Source organism: Massilia pseudoviolaceinigra, assembly GCF_030846505.1.
In the GTDB taxonomy this organism is placed as follows: domain Bacteria; phylum Pseudomonadota; class Gammaproteobacteria; order Burkholderiales; family Burkholderiaceae_D; genus Telluria_A; species Telluria_A violaceinigra.
The window spans coordinates 108,579-123,882 of sequence record NZ_JAVCWL010000011.1 but is presented as its reverse complement, the minus strand read 5'-3'; the positions used below and the strand labels follow the sequence as shown (position 1 = coordinate 123,882).

Sequence of the window (15,304 nt, the reverse complement as noted above, 5' to 3'; positions counted from 1 at the left end):
GGGTAGTGGAAGTGAACGATTCTAACGACGGTCCGCTCGCGGCGCTTTCAAAAACAAGCTGCCCACAGGCCCGTCCTTTGCTGGTCAGCTGGAATGCCCGTGCGCTGTACATCGGGCCGGCATTGCAACTTGCGGCACACCGAAACGCCGTGGCGGTATTGGCGATCGGACTGGACGGGCCGCTCGGCGTGGCGCTTGATCCGGCCGACCCCGGTCTCGGCGTCGTGAACTGTCGAACCGCGTTGATTGAACCGAACCAATTGCACCTGCTGGCAACGCCAGGGGCACAATACGCCTTCTTGTATGTCGACGCGTTAAGTAACGACCTGAAGACGCTCCATGGACGGTGCCGCCGTCGGGTCGGGATGGTTGGCTTCGACCTCGACAACGAAGATGCGCTCATCGCCCTGTTGGCTGGCATGGATCGCAGCGCCGAAGGCTGGCGGGCCACGGGCGAACGGCTCGCTACCCTTCTGTCCCTATATCCCGCAGGCACGGATGCCCGGATCCGGAAAGTGGCGGGCACGTTGCTGGCGTCGCCAGCGGATGAGACAGACGCAGCGGGGCATGCGCGCCACGTAGGCCTGTCGTCCTCCCGGTTTCAGCACCTTTTCAAGGAACAGACAGGCGTGTCGTTTCGCCGCTATCGATTGTGGGCCAGGCTTCAGGCCACCATGTCGAACGTGCTGGACGGCAGGACGCTCACGCAAGCGGCACACGAAGCTGGCTTTTCAAGCTCCGCCCACCTGAGCGCTGCTTTCAAGGCCATGTTCGGACTGCCACTGACAAGACTTTTAAGCGGCAACGTACTATTTGTGCGCTCATCCCAAAAATGATCGGCCATGAAAATGCGGACCTATTTGCCGTACCAGTAACGCGCATGCGCGCGGCGATATTCGACCGGCGCAAAGCCAGTGGCCGAATCGAGCATGACTGCTCCCGATTCGTCCGTGCGCAAGCGTTCGACGCCGAGTTTTTCATACCGCTCCACCACCTCCGTCTTGGGATGGTGGTAGCGGTTGCGATAGCCGACCTGGAACAGCACCAGGCGTGGCTGCACAGCGGCCAGGAACGCAGGCGTCGACGACGTGCCGCTGCCATGATGCGGCGCCAGCAAAACTGATGCGCGCAGCAGCGCTGCCGACCCGGCTACCAATTGCGCCTCCTGCGCGGCCTCGATGTCGCCCGCCAGCAGGATGGAATGGCCGCCGGCCGTGATCCGCAGCACGCAGCCGCGCGCGTTCGGTTTCAGGCTGATGTCCGCATAGCTTTCCACGGTCGGATGCAGCATCTCGAAGCGCACCCCATCCCAGGTCCACTGCTGCCCGCCGGTACAGCGGATGTGGCGTGGCGCGGCCTTGACGATCGGATGATCCGGCCACAGCGACGACGCCACCCACCCGACCTTGAGCGCGCCGAGCAGGGTGCGCCCGCCACCGGCGTGGTCGATGTCGCTGTGGCTGACGACAACGCCATCGAGATAACCGACACCGCGCGCCTTGAGGTAAGGCAGGATCACCCGGTTCGCGCCGTTCGACTCGGGAGTGTAGGCCGGTCCGGTGTCGTACAGCAGCCGGTGCGTACCGGTCTCGATCAGCACCGCCATGCCCTGCCCCACGTCGAATGCGGTAACAAGCACCTCGCCAGGCGCCGGAGCGGTTGGCTGCGCGGTCAGCAGCGGCAGCCATGCGGCAAGCCCGGTCCAGCGGTGCGGCCAGCCGCGCGGAGCGAGCATCCACAAGGTGCCGATCACCGCGAACACGAACAGCCAGGGCTCGGGCGCCGGAGCGGTCCACACCGCAAAGCGCAGTCCCGAGCACCACGCAAGCACCCAGGCCAGCGCTTGCACGGCGTAGTGCGCGACGTTAAGCAACAAGGTAGACACGGGTGCCGGCAGCATGCTGCCGGCCAGCGCGAGCGGCGTGACGACGAAGCTGACGAGCGGAATCGCCAGCGCATTGGCCAGCGGGCTGACAATGGATACCTGCGAGAACAGCAGCATCGTCAACGGCACCAGCGCGAGCGTGACCACATACTGCGTATGCGCGCCCACCTGCAGCATGCCGCGCCAGCGCGACTGCCTGACCACGGTGCGCCCGGTAGTGGCAAACAGAATGGCCGCAACGGCGCCGAACGAGAGCCAGAAGCCGGGCGAGGCGATCGCCCAAGGGTCGAGCACGACGACCAGGCCGAGCGCCATGCACAGCACATGCGACACCTGCGTGAGCCGGCCGAACCAGAGTGCGGCGGCGACCACGATCAACATATATAAGGTGCGCTGCGCCGGCACGCCGAAGCCGGCCAGCAGCACGTACAACAGCGCGACCGCGGCCCCTGTCAATGCGGCCACCTTCTGCGCCGGCATCAGCAGCGGCAGCTGCGCGTCGGTGAAAAACGAGCGGCGCCACAACCCCGAGGCCAGCGACGCAAACAGCCCCGCCACCATGGTGATGTGCAGGCCGGAGATGGAAATGAGGTGGCCGACGCCGGTGCGGTTGAATACATCCCAGTCGGCCTGCCCGATCGAGCGCTGGTCGCCGACGACCAGGGCGACGATCACGCCCGCGTATTCCTTGTCTGGCAGGGCGCGCAAGATACGTTCGCGCAGCGTGGCCCGGCAATGTTCGACCACATTCGACAAACCAAAAACAAATTTGTCGATGCGCCGGTTCCTGCCGCCTTCGGGCCGTACGTAGCCGGTGGCGCGCACGCCCTGCTCCAGCAGCCATGCCTCGTAATCGAAGCCGTGCGGGTTCGCATTGCCGTGCGGGCGTTGCAGACGCACGACCAGCTGCCAGCGCTCGCCCGGCTGCACGTCGCCAATCGGCTGCGATGCATCGCGGTAGCCGGCATACCACGCCAGAGACACGCGCGGCGGCACCGCGAGCGGCGCGTCGAGAACCCGTTCGACCTTGAAATTGAAGCGAACACCGTTACCGAACCGGTACGGCAGGCTGTCGACGACGCCGACGAGCGTGATGTCGCGGCCCTCGTCGGCTTTGGCCAGTTCCGGCGCCAGCGCCAGATGAGCGGCCAGCGCGGCCCAGCAGAAACCGGCCAGCGCACCGGCCAGCGCCAGCCTTGCAACGCCGCGCAAAAAGCAAAGCAGGACCGCGATGGCGGCGAACGCCAACATGGTCGACGGCGTCGGCAGCGCCGCCTGGGTTTGCAGCACGGCGGCGCCACAGGCAAATCCCAAGATGGCGGCGCGCATGGCTCCCCGGAGGCGTGGACAAAACCCCTAGCATGCCATTGGGCGCAGCACGGCACTTTGGCGCGCGTCAGTCTTTCGATGCCTTGCGCAAGAAGGCGGCAATCGTCGGAACCAGCGTTGGCGCAAGCGGAAATGCGGGATCGGTGTAGGTCCTGGTCTGGCCCTCTTTATCAAGCGGAGCTTCCTTCAATACGTGGTTCATCCCCGGCACCACAACCAGATGCGCGCCCGGCAGAGCCCTGTGCAGCAGTTCGGCCTCGCTGAGCGGGACCTGGAGATCGGTACTGCCCTGAACCAGCAGCACGGGCATCCTCAAGTCCTTGATGACCGTCGCCGGTACGTACTTGAACCACGAAATGAGGTACGGCTGCACGCTTGCACGGTACAGCGCGGCCAGTTCGATCGGCACATTGCCGGCCTCGCGCCCGTCCTCCAGCGCCGTGAGAATACGTTCGCTCTCCCTGGCCAGCGGCGGTGGCAATACCGGCGCAAGCTGCTCGCGCAGCACGGCCGACGCACCGCGTCCCAGACCGCCAATCGATACGTAGGCCCGCGCATTACCGGCTTTTGCTGCCAGCATGCCGATCAGGGAGCCTTCGCTGTAACCGATCACACTGACGCTTGAGAAGCGCTTGTCGGCCCTGAGCATGGCCTGCCACGCCGTGGCGTCGTCGATATACGTCTCGAAGCGCAGGTCCGCCTCGCGAGGGCCAGCCGCCGCGCTGGCGGCGATGCCGCGCTTGTCGAAGCGCACGCTCGCCACGCCGGCGTCGGCCAGACCTTGCGCCAGCAGGCGCAGGCTGTCGTTCTTCAGCCCAGGGCCATTGCCGTCACGGTCGGTCGGACCGGAGCCGGCGATGATCAGCGCGACCGGCACCGGTCCGGCAGCCTTGGGCAGCGACAAGGTGCCAGCGACCGCCCCCTGCGCCGTGCGCAGCGCGATCGGCTGCTCGATACCTGCCGCGCCAGCGCCGACGCACACGGCGAGCAGCAGAAAAGTACTCCATTTCCAAAGGTTAACTGTTCGCACGGTCGGCTCCTGTCCGGAAAAATCGATTTAGGCTGCAAATGACATAATTGCAACGTTATTAAAAAGATTATCGTAACACGCCCGCATCTACGCTGGCGCGTGCGTCCGCTGCCCCATCGCTTCGGCATCCTTCATCGGCGGCAAGCCGAACATCCGTCCATATTCACGCGTGAACTGCGACACGCTCTCATAACCGACCGCAAACGCGGCGCTGCTGGCCGATACGCCGTCCGACATCATCAGCCGGCGCGCCTCGATCAGCCGCAAGTGCTTCTGGAATTGCAGCGGCGAGAGCGAGGTCGCCGCGCGGAAGTGATGGTGGAACGACGATGGGCTCATCCCGGCGGTGGCGGCCAGGCGTTCGACCGGGAGCGGCTGCGCGAATTCGGCCCGCAGCAGCGCGACCGTGCGCGCCACCCGCTGCGCATGCCCGTCCGGCCCTCCCAGCCGGCGGATGGCCGCCCCGTGCCGCCCCGCCAGCAGCCAGTAATGCAGTTCGCGCACCAGCTGCGCATGCAGCACCGGCACGGACGCCGGGCGTTCGAGAAGGCGCATCAGCCGCAGCGCCGTGTCGGCCACCTCGGCATCGGTCGACTCGACGACTGCCGCGCCGGGATGCGGAAGCGCCATCATCTGCGCGGTCAGTTCGGCCAGCACGGCCGGGTCCAGGTCCAGCACCAGCGAAATATAGGGTGCGTCCACGCTGGCGCGCGTGACCTGGCTGATGGTCGGCACGTCCGCCGTAATGAGCAAGGAGTCGCCGGGGTTGTAGGTCACACAATCGTTCCCCATCGCGACCTGTTTGCTCCCCTGTAGAACGAGGCAGACCAGCGGCCGGGCGATCGCATGCAGCAGGCCGCTGGGCGCGGTCGAGCGAATCGTCATCAGGCCGGCGATGGGCGTTTGCGCCATGCCGGCGGCGTCGGCATGCGCCTCCACGTAGCGGCGGACGGTATTGAGCAGGGAGTCGGTCATGCCGCAATCCTAACCGATTCCGGACGGCCCTTAGCGCGATCTGGAGGAATAGGCAAACAAGCGCGAGGTTCCGGCTACGTTGCCCGCGCCGTCGCGCCCTAAGATGAACTTCCCCCACACAGCAGGAGTTCAACATGACCAAGATTGCCATCGTTACCGGCGCCAGCCGCGGCCTGGGCCGCAACACCGCCTTGAGCATTGCCCGGGGCGGCAATGACGTGATCATCACCTATCAGTCGCGGGCCGACGAGGCGCGCGCCGCCGTGGCCGAGATCGAGGCGATGGGGCGCAAAGCCGTCGCCTTCCAGCTCGACATGGGCAGTGTCGCAGCGTTTGCGCCGTTCGCCGCCAACCTGCGCACCGCGCTGCGCGACACGTGGCAGCGCGACAGTTTTGACCACCTTGTCAACAACGCCGGCCATGGCGACTACGCCTTGATCGAGCAAACCACCGAAGCGCAGTTCGACAGCCTGGTGAACGTGCACTTCAAGGGTGTCTATTTCCTCACCCAGGCGCTGCTGCCGCTGATGGCCGACGGCGGGCGCATCGTCAACCTGTCATCGGGCCTGACGCGCCTGACCTACCCGGGCTACGCCGCCTACGCGGCGGTAAAAGCGGCAATCGAGACGCTCAGCGTGTACATGGCAAAGGAATTCGGCGGTCGTGGCATTGCCGTCAACACGGTGGCGCCGGGCGCGATCGAGACCGATTTCGGCGGCGGCGTGGTGCGCGACAACCCGGAGCTGAACCAGAGCTTCGCCGCCATGACGGCACTGGGCCGCGTGGGCCTGCCGGACGACATCGGCCCGATGATCGCCAGCCTGCTGTCGGAAAATAACCGCTGGGTCAACGCCCAGCGCATCGAAGTCTCCGGCGGCCAGGGCATCTGAACCACCGGCCGGTGACGGCTACGGGAGCGGCATGCGTGGAAGCGCGGCCAGTGCGTTGGCGCAGGTGGCCGTGCGCACGTCATCGACCATCAATCCGCGCAGCTGCGCCAGCACGGCGCCAATGGCTGGCAGCTGCTCCGGGCTATTGCGGCCCGGATGAATCCAGGCCGGCGAAATATCCGGCGCATCGGTTTCAAGAACAATCGATTCGAGCGGCAGCGTGGCAGCCAGGCGCCGGATCTGCAAGGCGCGCGTGAAGGTCATGGCGCCGCCGAACCCGAGCTTGAATCCCAGGTCGATGTAGACCTGCGCCTGCTGGAAGCTGCCGTTGAACGCATGGGCAATGCCGCCGGCCGGGCGGATCTGGCGCACATGCTTGAGCACCTGATCCTGCGAACGGCGAACGTGCATGAGCACCGGCAGGCCCAGGTCGCGCGCGATGCGCAACTGCTCGCGGAAAAAATGCTCCTGCTTCTCGCGCATGGCCGGTTCGCACAGCATCGGAATGAAAAAATCCAGGCCGATCTCGCCGATGGCCACGAAATTCGGGTCAGCCATCGCCGCTTCCACCGCCGCGCGCAGCGCAAGCAGATCGTCTTGCGTCGCATTGGGCACATAGATCGGATGGATGCCGAGCGCGTAGCTGGCATTCGGCGCATTGGCAGCCAACTGGCGCACGGTGTCGAAATTACCCCGTCCGACCGCAGGAATGACGATCATCGACACCCCTGCTTCGCCCGCCCGGCGCGCCACCTCCAGCGATTCGGCGCCGAATTCGTGCGCGTCCAGATGGCAGTGGGTGTCGATCCACATGGTCACAGTTCGGCCGGTTGCAGTCCGTGTTCGGTCAGGCGCAGCACGCGGTCGCAGCGGCGCGCCAGTTCGATGTCGTGGGTGACGATGACGAAAGCGGTGCCCAGCGTTTTTGACAGTTCGAGCATCAGGTCGAAAATCTGCTGCGCGGTGGCGTGATCGAGGTTACCGGTCGGCTCGTCGGCCAGCACGCAGCCAGGCTGGGTGACCAGCGCGCGCGCCAGGGCCACGCGCTGCCGTTCGCCGCCGGACAGTTCGCCCGGCACGTGCACCACGCGCTTGGCCAGGCCCACGCGTTCGAGCACGGCGCGCGCCTTGTCGATGGCGAGCGCGCGCTTTTCACGGCGGATCAGCAGCGGCATGGCGACGTTGTCGAGCGCCGAAAACTCCGGCAGCAGATGGTGGAACTGGTACACGAAGCCAAGCGCCTCGTTGCGCAGGTCGCCGCGCGCGGTTTCCGACAGACTGGCGAAGTCCTTGCCCAGCAACGTCACCGAGCCGGTGGTCGGCGTATCGAGGCCGCCCAGCAGGTGCAGCAGGGTCGATTTGCCCGAGCCGGATGCGCCGACGATCGCCACGCGTTCACCGCGATAGATGCTGAAGTCGACGTTGGTGAGCACCGGAACCGAATAGGTGCCCTGGGTGAAGGTCTTGCCCAGTCCACGGCAGGCGAGAACCGGCGCGTCGCCGGGTTTGTTCAGGTTACTCATAGCGCAGCGCCTCCGCAGGTTTGACGCGCGACGCCGTGTAGCTCGGGTAGAGCGTGGCGACAAAGGACAGGACGACGGCCACGCCGCCGATCTTGGCCACGTCGGGCCAGCGCAGATCGGATGGCAAGGCGCTGATCAGGTAGATATCCTTGGGCAAAAACTGTACTCCTAATAAACGTTCAATAAACGGGACGATGACATCGATGTTCAGCGCCACCAGCACGCCCAGGCCGACACCGGCCAGGGTCCCCATCAGCCCCACCAGCGCACCCTGGATCATGAAGATCTTCATGATCGAGCGCGGCGACGAACCGAGCGTGCGCAGGATGGCGATGTCGGCCTGCTTTTCGGTCACCGTCATCACCAGCGTGGCGATCAGGTTGAAGGCAGCCACCGCGATGATCAGGGTCAGCACGACGAACATCATTTTTTTCTCGGTCTGCACGGCGGCAAACCAGGTGGCATTCTGCTCGGACCAGTCGCGGATGCGCAAGCGGCCCGGCATGCTCGCCTTGAGTTCCTGCGCCACCATGGGCGCGGCGTGCATGTCGGCGATGCGCAGGCGCAGGCCCGATGGCGCGTCGAGCCGCTCCATCTTCTGCGCGTCTTCCAGGTGCACGAAGGCGAAGCTGGCGTCGTATTCGTAATGGCCGGCTTCAAAAATGCCGACCAGCGTGAACGAGCGCGTGCGCGGCAGCATGCCCGCCGGCGTGGTCTGCGCCTGCGCCAGCAGCATGGTCACCTTGTCGCCGATGCCGATGCCGAGCGAGCGCGCCAGCGCGTAGCCCATGACGATGTTGAACTGGCCCGGCACCAGCGCGGCCAGGCTGCCCTGGCGCACCTGGCCGGCCGCATCGGACACCTTGTGTTCTTCCAGCGGCAGGATGCCGCGGATGACGGCCGGGCGCATCACGCCATCGCGCAGCAGCATGCCCTGGGTTTCGACGAACGGCGCGGCGCCCTTGACCGCCGGGTTCTTGAACGCGTCCTGCATCGCCGCCTGCCAGTTGGGCATGGTGCCGCGCGGGTCGAACACTTCGATATGGGCCAGCACCGACAGCATGCGGTCGGTGACTTCTTTCTGGAAGCCGTTCATCACCGACAGCACGACGATCAGCGCTGCCACGCCGAGGGCGATGCCGGAGACGGAAATGAGGGAAATGAACGAGATAAAGCTGTTGCGGCCACTACGCTTGCCGGCACGCGTGTAGCGCAGGCCGACCAGCCATTCGTACGGTAAGTTGTGGATGATGCTCATGTGCCCCGGCAGTGATTGATTGCAAGTGCGCAGTTTGCCACACAAAGCGCGTCCCGGGCAGGGTTGCCACAATTGAATCACGCGTTGCCACCGTGGTTTTTACAAAAAAACTTTGAACCTGGCGCTTCGTGCGCACTCCAACTCATTACCGCAGAATGGAGGCATATCATGGCATTCAGTCTTTTCGATTCAAAAGGCGTCGATATCGACAAGCAGCGCTTCACCTGGCGCGAGCTGGTGCAAAAACCGATCAGCAAGCTCGACGACGATGCATTCACGCGCATCCGGGTCATCCTCGTTAACGGGCTAGAGACCGAAGCATTGCGTTTCGGCCATCTGGCGGCCCGCTTCAACCGCGAGCTGCGCCTGCCGCTGGCCAAGGTGCGGCGTACCGAACAACACCAGGCCACCCTGGTCAACTGGCTCATCGCGGCGGACCATTCGCCCCTTGAAACGACGGTCGCCTACGAGCAGGTTGCCATCGAGGTCACCGCGGCCGTCGCGCAGAGCGAGCCAGACCCGTACCTGGCGCAGGTCTACCGCTTCGGCCTGCTGGAAGATTTCGACCACCTGTACCGCTATTCGGCCCTGCTGGACCGGTTGGAGGGCAAGGATGCGAACAATATCCTGCAGAGCTATACGGATATTCTGCCTGGCCGCCCGACAGCCGAGCACCACCGCGCGCCCGAGGATGAACTGCGCGAACCCTACAACGCCCGCACGGCCGCCTTCCAGACCAAGATCAACGCCCTGACCATCGTTTCAAGCGAATACCAGACGCACGACTATTACCAGAACATCGGCCCGCTGTTTTCCGACCCGCTGGCACGCCAGCTGTATGCCGAAATCGCTTCCATCGAAGAGCAGCACGTGACCCAGTACGAATCCATGCTCGACCCTGGCGAATCCTGGATCGAGCAGTGGCTGCTGCACGAGGCGGCCGAGTGCTACACCTATTACAGCTGCGTCGAGCAGGAAACCAATCACCACATCCGGGCGATCTGGGAGCGCTTTCTCGACTACGAACTGGGGCATTTCAACATGGCGTGCGAGGCGCTCAAGCAATTCGAACGGCGCGACCCGGCTGAAATCGTCACGAGCGACTTTGCCAGCCCGCTTGCCTTGCACAGCCAGCGCGACTTCGTGCGCAAGGTTTTGGCCAGCGAAGTCGACCTGCGGACCGACGGAACCCGCTTCGTCGCCAAGGAGCACGAAAGCCCGCTCTCGCTCAACTACCGCAGCATGGTCAACGCTGACGGTTCACCGAGCGACATGGTCGCCGCCGGGTATATCTGGCGTCCGGGAACCGAGCTCACTCGCAGAGGCATGCTGGCCGCCGCCGGCGTCGCCGCGCCTTGAGCGCATTTGGGAACAGGAGACAAGATATGAGTAACGTACAGACTGAACACATAGGAATGAACCGCACGGGTATCCAGATGTCGCCCATCGACAGCAAGGCCATGCAGGATATTGAGCCGGCCCTGATGGACAGCGATAGCGTCGACGAAATGGCGCTGGCCGAGTTGCGCAGCGAGTACATCGCCAATGCGGATGCGCTGGGATCGGTGCCCCTTCCCGGCACCATCACCGGTGCGGTGACGATGGGGGTGTCGATGCTCAAGGGCGAGAGCCCGCAAATCCTGCTCGACAAGCTGGGCGAACGGCTGGCCTACGAGCGCACCGGAACGCGTTTGTACGACGCGCTGATTACCAAGTGCGAGGTGATGCTGGCAGGTGAAATCAGCATGACAATCGAAGACCTGGAGCAGATACGCGCCGACGAAGCGCGCCATTTCCTGATGCTGGCCGATGCGATCGAATCGCTGGGTGGCGACCCGACCTCGCAAACGCCCAGTGCCGATCTGGTCGGGGTGGAGTCGCTCGGACTGGTGCAGGTATTGAACGACCCGCGTACCAGCATTGCACAGTCGCTGCACGCCATCGTAACAGCAGAGCTAAGTGACAAGGCAGGCTGGGAAACCCTGGTAGCGCTGGCGGACGAGCACGGATTATCGGACATGGTCGACCGTTTTACACAGGCGCTGAACGAAGAACGCGAGCATCTGGCGCTGACCCAAACGTGGTACGAAGAGGCTATCGGGCTCACTTACGGGGATGTGGAGGTCGACGAGCTGCCGGCGCAGTCGCAGTTGCAGTCGCCACCGCCCCCTTAATCCCCGGGCACGACGGCTGGAGGCTTGCGGACTTTCGCGGTGACGGGAGCACCCGATACAACCGGTGTGACCGGTGCGCGTTTCTGCGGCCGATGCGACCGATGCAACCGGCGCGACCGATGCAAACGGCGCAGACGATGAGGCACAATCTGGCCGTAGTGCACGGGTGCGCTACGGCGGCCGGGTGCGCTGCTCCGGTCACGTTCGTTGCGGCGATTGCGTTCGCTGCCGCGGTCGCCAGGGCTGTCGACGGCAGCGTTACACGTGCTTACCCCCCGCCCGGCACCTTGACGACCCGGTTATTCACGCCCGAAATATTCTTTTTGGGTTCGGCAGTCGATTTCCAGCGGACGCTGTTATTCACGCCTTCCACGGTCAGGGGCGCTTTCGGGGCCAGTTGAATCGTGACGGAATTGCCCGAGCCGGACACTTCCAGCGCGGAGCACACGCCCGAGAACGTAATCACGTTGTCGGTTCCTTCGATGACCGCGCGGCGGCCATCGCACGGGAATGAACGTCGATGGCCATTGCCGCTGACTTGAACCTTGTCCTTGCCTGACGCAACGGCGCCAACACTGTCTTCGTCAGCAACAGCCACGCCGGGGGCACCAAAGGCGGCAACGGCCGCCATACCCAATGTAATCAGTACACGTAATGACATCACAACCCTTTCAAGAAATCGTTGCCGAAATTTCAATATTTCAATATAAATTCGACAACTTTCATGTTCCACCGGCGGGCGTTATCGTTACCCATGGGGGAATCCGCTTTCGCTGCGCCGAACAATCTATCATTTCAATGGCAGCTTGACGATCTGGTGTTTTCCCCCACTCAGGTCTTGGTTGGGCTCGCCTGTGGACTGCCAGCGCACCTTATGGTCGGCACCGGCTACCGTCAGGGAGCCCTGCGGCGCAAGTTGCACGGTAACGCTGTTATTCCCGCCCGAAACGTCGAGGCTCGCACACACACCTGTAAAAGTGATAACGTGGTCGGAACCTTCGACCACCGCCTTGCGTCCATTGCATGGGAAGGTACGCTGATGGCCGTTGCCGCTGACTTCGATCACTTCCTTGGTCACGGAAATCGCGCCCACCCCCTTTTCCTGCGCCATGGCAGCGCTGTGCAAGCTCACCCCGGCAGCGAAGACGACGCCAGCGGTGCGCACAAAATTGGTATTAAACAACATCGAGCCCCCCTTATCGAGAAAAAATGTTATCTAAATTCTAGCATTACATTCAAACAAGGCGTACTCATCTGATGGCGCAACGAGCGTGCTCCGCTTGCTGGCTGACGACAAAGATGTGCTCAGGCGCCCGGTTTAGCCCTGGGCGTGAATCCAATCCTTGGCCCGATCGCCGCCATTCGCCGACGCGCCAGGATTTTCGGGCGTGCCGTTTTGTCCTACAATGCTGGATGACCCAAATTTCGCTTGTCCTGCCGTTCGCCTTGCCCCCTCCCGAGCTCGCCCCCGATTTAATCCGCGCATTGCAGGCGCCCGCGCTGGCTGCGCTCATCAGCCGCACCACGTCCCGCCAGCAACTTCCGGTCGATGAGGGCCTGCGCGCCCTGCCCCACGAAGCCTGGCTGGCACGCGCCCTGGCGGCGTCCGGCGACGGCAAACCGGCATTTGCCAGCACCGTCATGAAAGGCCACGGCCTGGCGCCGGCGGAAGGCACCTGGTTCATCGTCCACCCGGCCCACACCCAGATCGCCCGCAGCCATTTGCTGATCGCCGACATGCGCCGCCTGCAGTTGTCCGAGGCGCACGGGCGCGTCCTGTTCGACATCGCCAAGCCTTACTTCGACGAATCCGGAAAAACGCTCCTGTACGGCGACGCGGGTACCTGGTTCATGCGCGCCGACGACTGGGCCGACCTGGAGACATCGACACCCGATTCGGCCGTCGGCCTGAACCTGACCGACTGGATGCCCAAGGGCCCGCCGGCGCGCGCATTCCGCATGCTGCAAAACGAAGTGCAGATGCTGTGGTTCGAGCATCCCGTCAACACCGAACGCGAAGCGCGCGGCCTGGCGGCGATCAACTCCTTCTGGCCGTGGGGTGCGTCCCCGGCCGGCGCCAGTGTCGACACCTCCGCGCTGGCCACCAGTGAATCCACGCCGTGGATGACGGCGCTGGCCGGGCATCCGCAAGCCGCGCCCATCGCGTCGATCGACGCCATGGCCGGGAAATCGATCCTGGTGTGCGATGCCTTGAGCGAAGCGGCCATGTCCACCGACTGGGCAGGCTGGCTGCAGCACATGCATCGCCTGGAGCAGTCCGCCTTTGCCCCTGCGCTGGCCGCGCTCAAGGACGGCCGCGTCAAGCAGCTGCAACTGGTCCTGAGCCACCGCACCAGCCAGATCGCTTTTACCACCACCCGCTTTTCGCAACGCGCCTTCTGGCGCCGCCCGACCTTAGACAGACTGCTGCCATGACCCGTATCACCACTCGCCCCTGCTCTTTCCGTACGTCCGAAATGCTGCGCCAGACCGGCGTGCATCCCGTGCTCGCGCGCCTGTACGCCGCGCGCGGGCTGACCGACGCGCGCGAATTATCGAGTGAGCTGGGCAGCCTGATGGCGCCCGCCGGCCTGCTGCACATCGACGCCGCCGCCGTGTTCCTGGCCGACGCCATCAAGGCTGCCAAAAAAATGACCATCGTGGCCGACTACGATTGCGACGGCGCCACTGCCTGCGCCGTCGCCCTGCGCGGCCTGCGCGCGATGGGCGCCACGGTCGACTACATCGTCCCCAACCGCTTCGAGTACGGCTACGGCCTCACGCCCGAAATCGTGGAACTGACCGCGCGCGAAAAGGCGCCGGATATCATCATCACCGTCGACAACGGCATCGCCAGCATCGACGGCGTGCTGGAAGCGAAGCGGCGCGGCATCGACGTTGTCGTCACCGACCACCACCTTCCCGGCGACACGCTGCCGGAAGCGCGCGTGATCGTCAATCCGAACCAGCCCGAATGCGGCTTTCCCAGCAAGCACCTGGCCGGTGTCGGCGTGGTGTTCTACGTACTGCTCGCACTGCGCGCCGAATTGCGCAAACGGGGCGTATTCGATGCCCAGACCCAGCCCAAGCTGGACAGCCTGCTCGATCTGGTCGCCCTGGGCACCGTGGCCGACGTGGTGCGGCTCGACTCGAACAATCGCATTTTGGTGGCGCAGGGTCTCAAGCGCATGCGCGCGGGCCGCATGCACCCCGGCGTGGCCGCGCTGTTCCGCGTGGCCGGACGTGAAGCGCGCAGCGCCTCGCCGTTCGACCTGGGTTTTGCGCTCGGTCCGCGCCTCAATGCCGCCGGCCGCCTGGAAGACATGTCGCTCGGGATCGAGTGCCTGGTCACCGACGACGACGGACGCGCCTGGGCCATCGCCCAGCAGCTCAACGAAATCAACCTGAAGCGCCGCGAAATCGAGGCCGACATGCAGGACACGGCCCTGCTGCACCTCGACGCTTACGAGCCGGCCGACAGCAACACGATCAGCGTGTTCGACGAATCCTGGCACCAGGGCGTGATCGGCATTGTCGCCTCGCGCCTGAAAGAAAAATTCTTCCGCCCGACGATCACCTTCGCGCCGGGCGCGGAAGGCTGGATCAAGGGCTCGGGGCGGTCGATTCCGGGCTTCCACCTGCGCGACGCGCTCGATCTGGTGTCGAAGCGCGCGCCGAGCCTGATCGACAAATTCGGCGGCCATGCGATGGCGGCCGGGCTGACCATTCGCGCCGACGCGTTCGAGGCGTTTTCCGCGGCGTTCGAGGAAGTCGGGCGCGCCTGGCTCAATACGCAGCAGCTCGAACGCATCATCGAAACCGACGGTCCGCTGGAAGACGCCTATTACACGACGGAATTCATCGGCCTGATGGACGGCCAGGTGTGGGGCCAGGGTTTTGCGCCGCCGGTGTTTTGCGATGAGTTCCGGGTGGTCAGCCAGCGCATTTTGAAAGAACGCCATCTCAAGCTCCAGCTTGAGCGCAACGGCCAGCGTTACGACGCCATCTGGTTCGGCCACACAGCCTCGGTCGGCGAGCGCGCACGCGTGGCATTCCGCCTCGACGCCAATGAATACAACGGCGTCACGCGCGTGCAACTGCTGGTCGAACACGCCGAGCCGGCGTAACTTCGCCTGAACAGGCCGAGCCGGCACAAGCCCGGCGTCCGACGCGGGCGCGGATCGCCAGCGCCAGTTCGCCGATCCGGCCGGCCCCGGCACCGCTTCGCCGGACGCCAGGC

14 protein-coding genes are annotated in these 15,304 nt (G+C 64.6%); 6 read left to right on the top strand and 8 right to left on the bottom strand.

The window, feature by feature from the left end; translation table 11 throughout:
• Window positions 1-5: 5 nt before the first annotated feature.
• Window positions 6-836, top strand: coding sequence for a helix-turn-helix domain-containing protein (locus tag RBA40_RS12955; RefSeq protein ID WP_306648266.1), 831 nt, complete (start codon window positions 6-8; stop codon window positions 834-836).
• A 20-nt stretch (window positions 837-856) separates the two neighbouring features.
• Here RBA40_RS12955 and RBA40_RS12950 read toward each other — a convergent pair whose 3' ends face one another.
• The 3 genes from RBA40_RS12950 to RBA40_RS12940 form a co-directional block, all read right to left on the bottom strand.
• Window positions 857-3,214: a DNA internalization-related competence protein ComEC/Rec2 gene (locus RBA40_RS12950; protein ID WP_306648265.1), complete on the bottom strand. Its 2,358-nt coding sequence runs from the start codon at window positions 3,212-3,214 to the stop codon at window positions 857-859.
• A gap of 67 nt (window positions 3,215-3,281) precedes the next feature.
• Window positions 3,282-4,244: an alpha/beta hydrolase gene (locus RBA40_RS12945; RefSeq protein ID WP_306648264.1), complete on the bottom strand. Its 963-nt coding sequence runs from the start codon at window positions 4,242-4,244 to the stop codon at window positions 3,282-3,284.
• 87 nt (window positions 4,245-4,331) lie between these two features.
• Window positions 4,332-5,219: an AraC family transcriptional regulator gene (locus RBA40_RS12940; protein WP_306648263.1), complete on the bottom strand. Its 888-nt coding sequence runs from the start codon at window positions 5,217-5,219 to the stop codon at window positions 4,332-4,334.
• Window positions 5,220-5,353: 134 nt separating this feature from the next.
• On the opposite strand from RBA40_RS12940, the gene RBA40_RS12935 reads away from it, so the two are divergent.
• Window positions 5,354-6,109: an SDR family NAD(P)-dependent oxidoreductase gene (locus RBA40_RS12935; RefSeq protein ID WP_306648262.1), complete on the top strand. Its 756-nt coding sequence runs from the start codon at window positions 5,354-5,356 to the stop codon at window positions 6,107-6,109.
• 18 nt (window positions 6,110-6,127) lie between these two features.
• Here the strand turns inward: RBA40_RS12935 and RBA40_RS12930 are convergent, their stop codons facing one another.
• From RBA40_RS12930 to RBA40_RS12920, 3 genes are read right to left on the bottom strand one after another with little or no spacing between them, the layout of a single operon-like run.
• Window positions 6,128-6,922 carry a TatD family hydrolase gene (locus tag RBA40_RS12930; protein WP_306648261.1) on the bottom strand — a complete coding sequence of 265 codons (795 nt, stop codon included), beginning with the start codon at window positions 6,920-6,922 and terminating at the stop codon, window positions 6,128-6,130.
• Window positions 6,923-6,924: 2 nt separating this feature from the next.
• A complete protein-coding gene (gene lolD / locus RBA40_RS12925; protein WP_306627510.1) occupies window positions 6,925-7,632 on the bottom strand; it encodes a lipoprotein-releasing ABC transporter ATP-binding protein LolD in 708 nt (235 codons plus the stop codon).
• Window positions 7,625-8,890, bottom strand: coding sequence for a lipoprotein-releasing ABC transporter permease subunit (locus RBA40_RS12920; RefSeq protein ID WP_306648260.1), 1,266 nt, complete (start codon window positions 8,888-8,890; stop codon window positions 7,625-7,627). The genes lolD and RBA40_RS12920 overlap by 8 nt, the downstream gene beginning before the upstream one ends.
• A 168-nt stretch (window positions 8,891-9,058) precedes the next feature.
• On the opposite strand from RBA40_RS12920, the gene RBA40_RS12915 reads away from it, so the two are divergent.
• Both RBA40_RS12915 and RBA40_RS12910 read left to right on the top strand, forming a co-directional pair.
• Window positions 9,059-10,249, top strand: a complete 1,191-nt coding sequence (locus tag RBA40_RS12915) for a hypothetical protein (protein ID WP_306648259.1) — start codon at window positions 9,059-9,061, stop codon at window positions 10,247-10,249.
• A 26-nt stretch (window positions 10,250-10,275) separates the two neighbouring features.
• Window positions 10,276-11,064 (top strand): ferritin-like domain-containing protein, encoded by a 789-nt coding sequence (locus RBA40_RS12910; RefSeq protein WP_306648258.1) that lies wholly within the window; start codon window positions 10,276-10,278, stop codon window positions 11,062-11,064.
• 268 nt (window positions 11,065-11,332) lie between these two features.
• Here RBA40_RS12910 and RBA40_RS12905 read toward each other — a convergent pair whose 3' ends face one another.
• Both RBA40_RS12905 and RBA40_RS12900 read right to left on the bottom strand, forming a co-directional pair.
• Window positions 11,333-11,797: a DUF3060 domain-containing protein gene (locus RBA40_RS12905; protein WP_306648257.1), complete on the bottom strand. Its 465-nt coding sequence runs from the start codon at window positions 11,795-11,797 to the stop codon at window positions 11,333-11,335.
• 57 nt (window positions 11,798-11,854) lie between these two features.
• Window positions 11,855-12,250, bottom strand: a complete 396-nt coding sequence (locus RBA40_RS12900) for a DUF3060 domain-containing protein (protein WP_306648256.1) — start codon at window positions 12,248-12,250, stop codon at window positions 11,855-11,857.
• Window positions 12,251-12,477: 227 nt separating this feature from the next.
• Here RBA40_RS12900 and RBA40_RS12895 point away from each other — a divergent pair, with 227 nt between their 5' ends.
• Together RBA40_RS12895 and recJ are read left to right on the top strand one after the other, a co-directional pair.
• Window positions 12,478-13,500: a hypothetical protein gene (locus tag RBA40_RS12895; protein WP_306648255.1), complete on the top strand. Its 1,023-nt coding sequence runs from the start codon at window positions 12,478-12,480 to the stop codon at window positions 13,498-13,500.
• Window positions 13,497-15,191, top strand: a complete 1,695-nt coding sequence (gene recJ, locus RBA40_RS12890; RefSeq protein ID WP_099879550.1) for a single-stranded-DNA-specific exonuclease RecJ — start codon at window positions 13,497-13,499, stop codon at window positions 15,189-15,191. The genes RBA40_RS12895 and recJ overlap by 4 nt, the downstream gene beginning before the upstream one ends.
• The last annotated feature ends 113 nt before the right edge of the window (window positions 15,192-15,304 follow it).

Bases quoted from the DNA above. Each gene is read 5' to 3' on its own strand.
- RBA40_RS12950 (WP_306648265.1), bottom strand. From the start codon at position 3,214: ATGCGCGCCGCCATCTTGGGATTTGCCTGTGGCGCCGCCGTGCTGCAA.
- RBA40_RS12940 (WP_306648263.1), bottom strand. From the start codon at position 5,219: ATGACCGACTCCCTGCTCAATACCGTCCGCCGCTACGTGGAGGCGCAT.
- RBA40_RS12935 (WP_306648262.1), top strand. From the start codon at position 5,354: ATGACCAAGATTGCCATCGTTACCGGCGCCAGCCGCGGCCTGGGCCGC.
- RBA40_RS12930 (WP_306648261.1), bottom strand. From the start codon at position 6,922: ATGTGGATCGACACCCACTGCCATCTGGACGCGCACGAATTCGGCGCC.
- lolD (WP_306627510.1), bottom strand. From the start codon at position 7,632: ATGAGTAACCTGAACAAACCCGGCGACGCGCCGGTTCTCGCCTGCCGT.
- RBA40_RS12920 (WP_306648260.1), bottom strand. From the start codon at position 8,890: ATGAGCATCATCCACAACTTACCGTACGAATGGCTGGTCGGCCTGCGC.
- RBA40_RS12915 (WP_306648259.1), top strand. From the start codon at position 9,059: ATGGCATTCAGTCTTTTCGATTCAAAAGGCGTCGATATCGACAAGCAG.
- RBA40_RS12910 (WP_306648258.1), top strand. From the start codon at position 10,276: ATGAGTAACGTACAGACTGAACACATAGGAATGAACCGCACGGGTATC.
- RBA40_RS12900 (WP_306648256.1), bottom strand. From the start codon at position 12,250: ATGTTGTTTAATACCAATTTTGTGCGCACCGCTGGCGTCGTCTTCGCT.
- RBA40_RS12895 (WP_306648255.1), top strand. From the start codon at position 12,478: ATGACCCAAATTTCGCTTGTCCTGCCGTTCGCCTTGCCCCCTCCCGAG.
- recJ (WP_099879550.1), top strand. From the start codon at position 13,497: ATGACCCGTATCACCACTCGCCCCTGCTCTTTCCGTACGTCCGAAATG.